This is a genomic window from Pseudoalteromonas sp. TB25, assembly GCF_000497995.1.
In the GTDB taxonomy this organism is placed as follows: Bacteria; Pseudomonadota; Gammaproteobacteria; order Enterobacterales; family Alteromonadaceae; genus Pseudoalteromonas; species Pseudoalteromonas distincta.
On sequence record NZ_AUTI01000455.1, the window covers coordinates 24,779 to 35,524 of the forward strand.

Here is a 10,746-nt window from a genome sequence, read left to right on the forward strand (position 1 = left end):
TTTATGGCGCGATTTGTATCACCACCCGTATCTGAATTTGATAAGTTAAGGCAGCCTCTGACCGCAGGTGAACGTCTAGTCTTCGAGTTTTTTGATAAACATTTAGCTGAAGATTGGGAAATTTATATACAGCCGCATTTAAACGGTTTAAGACCTGACTTTGTATTATTAAATCCAAAAGTTGGTATCGCAGTTTACGAAATTAAAGACTGGGATTTAGATGCCATGAAATATCATGTTGAAGAGCGGCATGGTAGAGGAGCGCCAAAACTTATTGGAACCAAGGGCGGAGAGTCTTTCTCATTACAAAGCCAAAACCCTATAGAAAAAGTATACCAATATAAACAAGAGATCTTTAACCTCTATTGCCCTCGTTTACAGCAAGTCTCTGGCTTTGCTGCTATTACAGCAGGAGTTATTTTTCCTTTTGCGGATGAAAAACGACTTCATAACCTTTTCGATAAAAGTATGAAGTATCGAGACACCTATAAATACTTTAATCTTAATCCTGTTATTGGAGCTGATTCATTACAAAGTGGCGATATTAATCGAGTATTTTCAGGTGGTGCACGTCTATATTCAAAGTTTATGAATCAAGAGCTCTATCTAGACTTTAAAAGCTGGTTAATTGAGCCTGATTTTGCTGCAGAACAAAGAAAACCCTTAATGCTAGATAAGCCTCAAAAAGACTTGGCGACTAGTAGAACTAATAGCGGATATAGACGTATACGTGGTGCTGCAGGCTCAGGTAAGTCACTAGTTCTTGCTGCTCGAGCTGCAGAGCTACTAGGACAGGGGAAAAATGTTTTAGTCGTTACCTTTAATATCACACTTCTTCATTATTTAATGGATGTGGCTGTTCGCTGGCCAAGTAGTCAAGGGAGAACACGTAAAGATATTACATGGTTAAACTTCCATTATTGGTGTAAACGGGTGTGTGAAGAAAGTGGTTATGAAACTGAATACAAAGAACTTTGGAGTGGAGGTACAACCCAAGAAGTATTAAACGTAGCGCTGCCTAATCTATTAGAGCGTATCTTTGACAACCCAAAAAGTGAAGTAACGAAATACGACGCGATTTTAGTTGATGAAGGGCAAGATTTTATGCCTAGCTGGTGGTCTGTTTTAAGGAAAGTACGTAAAGTTGATGGAGAAATGCTGTTAGTAGCTGATGCGACTCAGGATATTTATGATACAGCAAAATCTTGGACAGATGATGCAATGAAAGGAGCGGGTTTTAGTGGACCTTGGAGTGAACTTGAAACAAGTTATCGATTGCCACAGGAGGCTTTAGAAAAAGCGTGTGAATTTGCAACAAAATTTATGCCGCCTGAGCTGGTAAATCTTCCTAAGTCAGTACAGCAAGGTTTAGCAATAGAGCCATGTTTTCTTCGTTGGGTACACGTAAATGAGAATAATGCAGCACAAGCTTGTAATGAGGAACTCCTCAGGTTAGCTACAGTTAATGATTACAACAATAGTTTATCTGTGGTGGATAGTACCTTTTTATGCGACAGCAAACAGTTTGGTTATGACGTAGTCAAGAAGCTCGGGCTAAATGGTATCAAGACAGTTCATACATTTGCACAGGATCCACAGGAGTCACGTCGTCAAAAAGTAGGTTTTTACATGGGTGATGCTCGTATTAAAGCTACAACACTTCATAGTTTTAAAGGATGGGAATCTAGAGCTTTAGTGATTCATGTTGGTTCAAAGACAGACCTTAAAACTCTCGCATTAATTTATACAGGCCTTACACGGCTAAAACGACATGAAGAGGGAAGTTGTTTAACTGTTGTCTCTAGTTCAGAAAAGTTATTAGAATATGGCAAAACATGGCCAGAATTTGAGATGAGGTGAACTTTAGCTTGATACTATTAATAATTAAAATAAAAGAGTGCCTATTATGCTGATGGCAATTTTGAATAATAAAGCTGGCAGAATCGAAAATGCTCAAGGTGATGTCGTTTCTTGGCGTGAAATATTTAAGGCTTATGAAGATCTTTTAACGTCTACTTTTTTTGAAAGGTTTAGTTACTTAGATCAAATGTCTCAAATTACTATATTGGCTAAGTGCTTTGATATAAAAGATAAGTTGTATCTATCTAGAACCCTAGGTGAATTAGAAAAAATAGAGTACTGGCCGAGGTTTACTATAATTAACGATCAGCAAAGCCTTGTTGAGCCAGATGTTATTTTATGCTTTAAAAAAGTGAATATATTGATTGAAGTTAAACCACCTAGTGGAGGTGAACAATATTTTGAACAGTGGTCTAGAGAGGTTAAAGGCTTATTAAATAGTAACTTTAAGCATAAGCCACTATATTTTTTGGCTTTAGGTGGTGTATCTAAAGGTGAAGTTAACCAACAGCTTGAGAGGCTGGAAAACGATTTTAAAGTACTTAAGTACGCTGCAGCAAAAAATTGGCATGAATTGGTCCCTATGCTAAAAGAGCTTTTCGTTACTAGTGAACTACGTGAGCAGCGCGTTGTAAAAGATATGATAGCCGCATTAGGGCTTTACAATGTGCATATTCAAAACTTTGAATGGAAAGACTTTACTTTAGCTTCATTCAAGCCGATTACTTTAAATCATGAATATCTCTTGGAAAAAGAGCGGTTGAATATCGATAGTAAGTTGAGGCTTGATAATATTTCAAAAGCAAGCTTTCAACCTTTATCTCTTAACTCAATTACTAAATGGAAATTAAATTGATGGATATCAATAATTCAAACACAGAACTTTTAATGCAAGTCCGTACAGGACATCGCCTATTGGTAGCTTTTTATCAGCGTTTATATAGTAATTTAGATAAACTGGCTAGTGAGCTAGGTCTAAGTTTTTATGTCTGGCGACCAGCTAATTTTGATAGACCAGCGACTTTGAGTATAAACCCATTTCAAAAATGGCAGTGGGATTTATTACCTGCTATGTCTAGTTACTTTATATTTAAAACTGACTTTGATAACAACAAAATAGTGCCAGGGCATTGTTTAGTTGAGATAAAAGTTGATTTAGACACAGCTGTTGATGGTAAATCTGATTTAGGTGGTCAGCCTGATGCATTAGGGATAAAAACTTCAATTGAAGAATCTACCAGTATTCTAAGTGTAAGAGCTTATTCCCCATATCAAGAAATAGCAGGTAACTGGTATTATGATTTATGGTCCAAATGCTCAAATATACCATTGAGTTCAGAGCCCTCAGAGCTAGATAACTTTCCTGTTATAACAAGTGGTTTTGAAATTGATATACAGGACCTGCTAGAAACGGAAGGGCTAAATAATCTAATTGGCAGAGCAAAAAGTATTGTGGAATCTACTTGTAGTGCTTCTAAAAACCGACTTTAGACTTTGCTATGAATTAAGCATTATTAGTGTTACCCCATAACGGGGTAGCACTTTAAGCCACAGTCAAAGCTGTATCTCTTTTTCCTATTTTTTCACTTATCCATTCTTCAACTTCACTTTCTACCCAGGCTACAGAGTTACCACCTAGCTCAACTTTCATTGGAAATCCACCAGCGCTCATAAAGCGATAAACAGTTGAACGGCTTAGGCCTGTGATATGTAAAACTTCTTTTAATTTGATTAAACGCATGGGATTTCTCCGGTTAGGTTAGTAGTACATATCCTTTCCGGGGGTAGTAATTTTTTACTGAGTCGAGACAAAAGCGTTAAACATATACATCACTATTTTGCATAACCATTAAGAGGGCATAACAATGCAAAATAACAAGTCACTATACGAATTTGATCACCCAGTAAGTGATGAACAAATACTTGAAGCAGCAGCTTACATAATTGCTCAAAAGCAATTTAGGCATGGGGCTTTAACATGCCCGAAAGACAGTGAAGAATATTTAAGACATAAGCTGGCTTTGATTGAACATGAAGTGTTTGCAGTGCTGTTTTTGGATAGCCAAAACCGCATACTTGAATACAAAGAGTTATTTAGGGGTACTATTAACGCAGCAAGCGTATACCCACGAGAGGTAGTTAAAGAAGTATTAGCGCTAAATGCAGCATCCGTAATACTGGCGCACAATCATCCCTCAGGCGTCAGTACGCCGTCACAGGCCGACAAGTTAATTACTACCAAATTACAGCAGGCGCTCAACCTGATTGATGTTTCGATAGTCGATCACATCATCATTGGTGAAACCAGCTATTCATTCGCTGAGCACGGCTTAATTTAAAGGGAGTAGGTTATGGCTATTAAAATAGAGCAAGTGCCAGGATTAGACGTACCAGAATCATTGTTTGGTGTGATCGTTAATGCAGTTGCTAAAGCAGGGGAGTCGGTAGGATGTGCTAAGGCGCTAATTATTAATTTTCGTGATAAAGATTACAGCGCTAAAGCCGGTGGCTTTCATCCAGTCGAGGTAAGGCTAGAAAAACGGGGTATTGGTTGGGTGCTTGTATATATTACTGATTTTTCATACCAGGGCCGAGTGGACTCTGAATTAGTAAAGGAAATTGATGTGTGTTTTGTGATTAAACGGGTATATCACATGCTGGTGGGCTGGTTGAGTGAACGAGAGGGGAAGGACCTTTTAACCTTGTTTGTGGCTAACTTTGTTGAGTATTACAACACGGGTTGCTACCAGGTCACTATTACAACAGAGTAAGGAGTTGGCGATGGCTGAAGTACAAGCGATTAAGGACCTTGATACAGTTAAGTTAATTAGTTACTTGCTCGAAAAGCGGTGTTCTAAACAGATGAGCCATATTTGGAATATAGGTTTGAACTTAGCATTGCGTATATCTGATTTGTTGTCTGTTAAGTTTACAGATATTCAAAACGACAGGTTAATTATATTTGAGAGTAAAACAGGAAAGCTGGCAGAGATTAAGCTTAATCAGAAAGCATTAGCGTTTATCCACGAAGTACGTATCACTCACCCCAATCATGTTTACTTATTTCAATCGTATCGCAATCAACAATCTAAGAGTTCAATACCACGACCCTTGTCACGCAGGGCTGTTACAAGAGCATTTGCGTTAGTGGGTGAAGAGCTTAATTTAAAGCTAGGTACTCACTCAATGCGTAAAACACGAGGTTACCACCTCTATCATAAAACCCAAGACATCGCCCGTGTAATGAAAATGCTTCGCCATAGCTCGGAAGCAACGACACTGCGTTACATTGGAATAACCCAGGAGGAAATCGATAAAGACTTTGAAGAGTTAGAGCTATAAATTTATTACATATAATAGGAGTAAGTTTGTTATGTTGTTAGAAAAAGCCGTTACATGCGGTGTAGTAGGAAATGAAGTATCTAAACAGATAACCGGTAGTAGTGAGCCGTCACTCGGACGAACGGCTATTGCTGTAAGCTCTGGTGCTGTAGCAGGAGCTGCTGTATCTGGTGCGATAGTAGTTGGGTTAGGTGTGGCATCTGCACCTGTTACGGTGCCATTAGCTCTTGCTAGTGGCTTGTTGGCTGGAGTAGCGAGTTTATTTGATTAGAAGTAAACAAAGAACGCATTTATGCAGTGCGTTCTTTTTTTGCTTTTGTAGCGTAAATAGCGCTTCTCGTAATGCTATTTTGGGAACTTACCATCCCTTATATACTAAGGGTTTTAGCTTATTAAGCTAGTTGAAGGTCTCAAAAGCGCGTTAGAACAAGTTATGAGAAGTACAGGTCTTAATTAAAATATCACCTTTGACTATAACCAAAACAACGCTGTCCTAAGCCATATTGTTTCGTATTAAGCTTTGCTAAATAACTAGCTCGTTTATAAAGACTGCTGTAATCCGCTTTAAAATTTGTATTGTTAGCGTCAAGGTAGTAATGAGCATTTTTTGGTAAATGCACAAACTGTAGTACTTCATGAAAAGGTAAATTTAAAGCACTAGCCCATGCAACTGTAATTCTAGTAAATAAATTGTCATTACCGATGTCAATCTTACCTGTGCAGTGATATCTATCCTTATTGAAGAGTAGTACCCAATGATAATGCTGTCTATGTGCAGTGTTTTTCTCCCTTGCCCAAATATAACGAACACTACAAGGGTGTGGTTTTTTACCTTCGCGCTTTTTACGTATCGCATCAGCTTTAATCTGTGCTGTAAGTGATGCAATAAAACGAGTACAAACATCATTGCAATTTAAATCAATAGTATTTGAATAATCAGGTAACCTTAAGTCAACTCTTACTGCAAACGTTCTTTTATGTTCTGTGATAGCGTTATCCATTACTTTTTGAATAGCATCTAAGTAGGGAATAACTAACGGTTGTTTTTCTCTTGCTAGTACGCCGTACTCATTATACAAAGGGCCTTTAATTATTTGGTACTGTGTTGGGTTGTTCATACTGTTTCTCCTGGTATGTATTAGTTCATATCAGGTGTATGAGTTGTAGTTTTTTAATTGGTATTTGTTGTAACAATGACTCCGTGACTAGTAACTCTAATAAATATTACCAAACCGAAACTTACATTAATAAAGTTAGCTCAGTTTGTGGTGGTTAATTTCATGAGCACATTACAGAGATGGTGTTTAGCGTATTCATAATTGCTCTGAAGTTATGACTGACTTATAAAAATGAGCAAAGGAATCATGAACACATTGAAATACGGGGTGTTGACTAGATTTTAAATTGGATTTAGGGTCTATAAAATCTACGTCTATATTGGTAATGTTAACTTTATCACTAAAGTCGATACTAGAAGAAATAACTAAATTTTCAATTGAACTTATATCTGGAAGTACAGCTTTAGTCGGGGTTTTTATGAGTTCTATATCGATATTTTTATCTGTACAACCCAAGCTAGTTACCCATGATAAATATTCTTGTTTACTAGGGGTAGTAGGGAGGGTGATATCACATCTATTCTGGTATAAGTTGAATAAAATATAATGAATGAGTATGTTCGCGAAACTTCCTATTAGCACAGAGGTTAAACGGCCATGAATAGCTGCCATGAACTCAAAGTTTGCAGGACTTAAAATCTGATTGAAAGCATCTTCTTCTGAAATAGGCTTAAGTACATGTCCCGTCTTATTCAGTAAGCGTAATAAACCGTAAGAAGCTAACCTGAATAGAACATCGTCGAAGTAATCGAAAACTTGAGTCGGCTGTTGTTTCAAAAATTGAATTTCATCTTTTTGCTTGGTATCACTATCTAACCACTTATTTTCAAGACGAAGTAACTCCATAAAAAGAGATTCTCTTCTATGAGGTGAATCGAGTAATAATGGTAAAAATACCGCTGTGTATAAATTAGGTTTTTTATTCTTAATTTGTGAGATTATTAAAGGGATAACCATCAGGTATATATTAGATGCTTTATTGCCTTTTTTTATTTTAAATACAGAACTACGTTTTAAATTATTAGCTTCACTACCAACTAAGCCTTTTCTTACTTTTGGCTTTAAACTGTGATATTTTTTGATCGTACATCCTGTTACTGGCTGGCTTATTAAGTTCCCATTTTTAAGTAGCTTTATAGCCGTTTTTAGCTGAGGCGATTCTAACCCACATGCTTTAGCTATACTTGCCATTGTAAAGCCTTCTATGTACCCATGTTCATCTTGGTTTAATGCAAAGAAAGACCATACTAATCTAACAGGCACCCTTAGTTTAAATTTCTCGAGCTTTGCCAGCATTTCGCTAGATATTAATTTACTAACATCGTTGGGTTTATCGTAGATAAAACTATATGAAAGTGTTGGTCTTCCACGCTTCAAATGCTCAGATCCGAGTTTTGATATTGCATTAATTTCTTGTAGCTCTTCTAGCACTTTTTTAAATTTATTGTGTGGACACCCTAATTTGATTAAGTCATTTTTAGATACTTCGTCTCCAATTATTCTCCCTGTAATTAAGCGGATTAATATCCACTTTGTATGTGGAGATAAATTAGTTGTTAAACTAAAAAACTCATTCATTTGACTGCTTCTATTTGGGATGTTGATACCTAGTAGTAGAGCAAAACATTTTAATAAACACAATAACAGGGTGTTATTTTATTGAATAAATAAAACATCTAATTAGTGTTTAATTGGAGTTAAAGTAAGTCACTAACTGGTACTTTATTTAAACGCTAATTAATGCGTAAGTTAGAATCTAATTGAAATGCAAAAATTCAAAGAAATATTTGCTAACTAATAGGTATTAAATTATTGTCTTGGATGAAATCTACAAACACCAAACACAAGGAAGAACTAATGACAGGTTGGATTTATAACAAGAAAATTTTGACTTGGGTCAAGGAAGATAACGAAGACTTGCGTAACTGGCTAGCATGCCGCTATGACAGTTACAGTAATTATTTTAAATTTCCAGATGCCACATTAGATAGCTTTATTAGAGATGAAATAAAACGTATAAGTGATAATCAAGATAGTCAAAAAGTTAACCTTGATAAGCTATCTAGCGTCAATTAACTTGGCCGGTTCCGCGTCAATTATCTTGGCCGGTTGATACCGAATTTTATTTACTCTTATTGAGCGCTGTTTTGCGTCGGTAGCTGTCACCTTCACAATGAATAATCGTGGCATGATGAACCAAACGATCGATTGCCGCGACTGTCATCGTTGAATCTTCAAATAGTTCATCCCATTGCTCAAATGATTTGTTTGATGTGATGATCATGCTGTGTCGCTCATAGCGATGGGCTATCAATTCAAACAGCACGCTCGTTTCCTGTTCAGTTTTTCGAACGTAACCAACGTCATCAACGATTAATAAGCTGTATTTATCGAGCTTTACAAGTTCGTCTTGCAAGCGTAAATGTCGCTTTGCTTGCTGGAGTTGTTGAACAATCGCTGACGCGGCAACGAACTTAACTTTATGGCCCTGCTCGATAAGGCCATAACCGATGCTACTGGCGATATGCGTTTTACCAAGACCACTGGCGCCAAATAACAATATATTGCCACCGTGCTTCAACCAATCCGGCTGATTTATTAAATCAGCAACAAGGGGCTTACTAACCCCATCAACAAGGGTAAAGTCGAAGCTGCTAAGGTGTTTACCCATTGGCAATTTTGCATCTTTTAAAAGCCGCTGAAGGCGTTTGTCATCGCGTGTCGCAAGTTCAACATGGCACAGCTCAGACAAGTATTGCTGCGGGCTCCATTGTTCTTCCATCGCTTTTTTTCCCAGGGTATTCCACTGTTGAAGCATGGTGCTAAGCTTTAATTGTTTCAGCATTAAAGGTAACGAGGCCGTGAAGTTATCCATGTAGACCTCCCGGTATCATGCTGCTATAAGCGCTCAAGCTGTGTTGCTTTATTTTTATTGTGGGTATGTTTGATGCAATCACTAAAAATTGCGCTTCACATTCTCGGATGGCCGGTAATTGTCGCTGAGTAATTGACACTGCTACAAATCGTCCTAATTGACGTTCACACCCACTTTGTTTTGCTAAATGGAGCAGTTTTACCATGTAATAGCTCGCTTCATCCGCTAAAAGATGAGTATTAACGTATTCCCAAATAGCTTTGTAATTGTCGCTTGGGAGTAAGTCGTCACGTAGTTGTGAGTAGCGAAATGCCAATGGTTTTTTAACCAATGCGTCAATAACATGCAAGTAACTAATATTGCGTGCACGGCACCCTTTAGAAGCATAGACACGCGCTAACGTTTGAACTAAATCGCTGCCATAGCGCAGCTCTAAGCGGTTGTCATATAAACGAACAAGTAATCGGCTACCAATAAGGCGTGACGGGACGCTATAGGTAACACGTTTCAATGAAATAGTACTCGTACGTGACACCGTTAGATAATGCTCGGTGTAATTGACGCTCATCGTCCGTGGTAAAGCGTGTAATTGTCGCTGCTCTACTGCGTACTTATCACTTACACGGCGATTACGGCGAGCAACAATGTCTGCAACAAACGATTCATAGACTTCTCTTGTCTGAAAGTCATAACTACCACGGATTTTTAATGCTTGCTCCAGTTGCGATTTAAGATGCCCATGAGGGCTCTCAATAGCCCCATTTTCATGCGCAATACCGCGGTTATTACGGGTCGCTTTAAAGCCATAATGGATAACTAGCTCATTAAAGCGCTCTGTAAAATCATTATCATTAGTATGATTACGATAGGCGGCACTGAGACTGTCTGTACGCACTTCTTTAGGCACACCGCCGGCTGCTTTAAATGCGTTTTGCACACCATCAGAAAAAGCAGCAAAGCTTTCACCGCNCTGGCGGGCATACGATAATGAAACAACATATGCTTAAGGGGTTCACTAGCAATGGTAACGGGTGACTTCACATGTGTGAAATCACATATACCTAATAGGCCATACTCGTGTGTTTGCAGGAATACGACCTCTTTGCTTGAGCCATACAGTGCCCGCCATTTATGAATTCGACGCTCTAATGTACGCCGTGAGCTCGGGTTAAATTTGTCGGTGTGAAACTCGCAAAGATGATCAAAAATTCCCACTGGAGTTAACGTAGCATCACCTTGAAGTAGAGGGACAACAATACTGTCCCAGATAGATTCAAGTGGATCTATACGTGTTCGCCATTGGCGTTTATTAGACAATGGCTGCTCATCCAGTTTATCAATGCGCCTTGCTGAACGTTCAGAAATACCTGCTTTCGCAGCCGCGATAACTTGGCTATTACGCTTTCTATGTTTCATATAAATAGTGACCTGCTGATCAGTGATTCGTGTTCCCGGCACAGTGAACTCCTCCGTTCTGCTGTACCGAACCTTATCAGATCAACCGGCCAAGATAATTGTCGCTAGACCGGCCACCGTAATTGTCGCTTAATA

12 protein-coding genes and 1 pseudogene are annotated in these 10,746 nt (G+C 38.2%); 8 read left to right on the forward strand and 5 right to left on the reverse strand.

The features are described 5' to 3' along the window. Positions 1-3: 3 nt before the first annotated feature. From L652_RS0122565 to L652_RS0122575, 3 genes are read left to right on the forward strand one after another with little or no spacing between them, the layout of a single operon-like run. A complete protein-coding gene (locus L652_RS0122565; protein WP_024595705.1) occupies positions 4-1,860 on the forward strand; it encodes an NERD domain-containing protein in 1,857 nt (618 codons plus the stop codon). Between the two features lie 46 nt (positions 1,861-1,906). After that, positions 1,907-2,716: a hypothetical protein gene (locus tag L652_RS1000000124415; RefSeq protein WP_024595706.1), complete on the forward strand. Its 810-nt coding sequence runs from the start codon at positions 1,907-1,909 to the stop codon at positions 2,714-2,716. Further along, a complete protein-coding gene (locus L652_RS0122575; protein WP_024595707.1) occupies positions 2,716-3,351 on the forward strand; it encodes a hypothetical protein in 636 nt (211 codons plus the stop codon). Before L652_RS1000000124415 ends, L652_RS0122575 begins: the two co-directional genes overlap by 1 nt. Before the next feature lie 52 nt (positions 3,352-3,403). On the opposite strand, the gene L652_RS0122580 is transcribed toward L652_RS0122575, so the two are convergent. Next, a complete protein-coding gene (locus L652_RS0122580; protein ID WP_024595708.1) occupies positions 3,404-3,601 on the reverse strand; it encodes an AlpA family transcriptional regulator in 198 nt (65 codons plus the stop codon). Between the two features lie 124 nt (positions 3,602-3,725). Between L652_RS0122580 and radC the strand changes: the two genes are divergently transcribed. The 4 genes from radC to L652_RS0122600 are packed head-to-tail and all read left to right on the forward strand — an operon-like array spanning position 3,726 to position 5,473. Beyond that, the gene (gene radC, locus L652_RS0122585) at positions 3,726-4,199 is read left to right on the forward strand and encodes a DNA repair protein RadC (RefSeq protein WP_010557264.1); all 474 of its coding nucleotides are present in this window, start codon (positions 3,726-3,728) and stop codon (positions 4,197-4,199) included. Positions 4,200-4,211: 12 nt separating this feature from the next. Then, a complete protein-coding gene (locus L652_RS0122590; protein ID WP_024595709.1) occupies positions 4,212-4,631 on the forward strand; it encodes a DUF2787 family protein in 420 nt (139 codons plus the stop codon). Between the two features lie 10 nt (positions 4,632-4,641). Continuing rightward, positions 4,642-5,202: a tyrosine-type recombinase/integrase gene (locus L652_RS0122595; protein ID WP_024595710.1), complete on the forward strand. Its 561-nt coding sequence runs from the start codon at positions 4,642-4,644 to the stop codon at positions 5,200-5,202. A 31-nt stretch (positions 5,203-5,233) separates the two neighbouring features. After that, positions 5,234-5,473, forward strand: a complete 240-nt coding sequence (locus L652_RS0122600; RefSeq protein WP_024603662.1) for a hypothetical protein — start codon at positions 5,234-5,236, stop codon at positions 5,471-5,473. A gap of 190 nt (positions 5,474-5,663) precedes the next feature. Here L652_RS0122600 and L652_RS0122605 read toward each other — a convergent pair whose 3' ends face one another. Next, positions 5,664-6,320, reverse strand: coding sequence for an inovirus Gp2 family protein (locus tag L652_RS0122605; RefSeq protein WP_024596065.1), 657 nt, complete (start codon positions 6,318-6,320; stop codon positions 5,664-5,666). Positions 6,321-6,515: 195 nt separating this feature from the next. Next, complete coding sequence (locus L652_RS0122610; RefSeq protein ID WP_024596064.1) at positions 6,516-7,898, reverse strand: hypothetical protein; 1,383 nt, start codon at positions 7,896-7,898, stop codon at positions 6,516-6,518. Between the two features lie 279 nt (positions 7,899-8,177). On the opposite strand from L652_RS0122610, the gene L652_RS0122615 reads away from it, so the two are divergent. Continuing rightward, positions 8,178-8,396 carry a hypothetical protein gene (locus L652_RS0122615; RefSeq protein ID WP_024596063.1) on the forward strand — a complete coding sequence of 73 codons (219 nt, stop codon included), beginning with the start codon at positions 8,178-8,180 and terminating at the stop codon, positions 8,394-8,396. A 46-nt stretch (positions 8,397-8,442) separates the two neighbouring features. Here the strand turns inward: L652_RS0122615 and istB are convergent, their stop codons facing one another. Both istB and L652_RS01000000124325 read right to left on the reverse strand, forming a co-directional pair. Next, positions 8,443-9,195 carry an IS21-like element helper ATPase IstB gene (gene istB / locus L652_RS0122620; protein ID WP_008108712.1) on the reverse strand — a complete coding sequence of 251 codons (753 nt, stop codon included), beginning with the start codon at positions 9,193-9,195 and terminating at the stop codon, positions 8,443-8,445. Then, positions 9,188-10,653, reverse strand: a pseudogene (locus L652_RS01000000124325) (IS21 family transposase). Before L652_RS01000000124325 ends, istB begins: the two are co-directional and overlap by 8 nt. Positions 10,654-10,746: the final 93 nt, after the last annotated feature.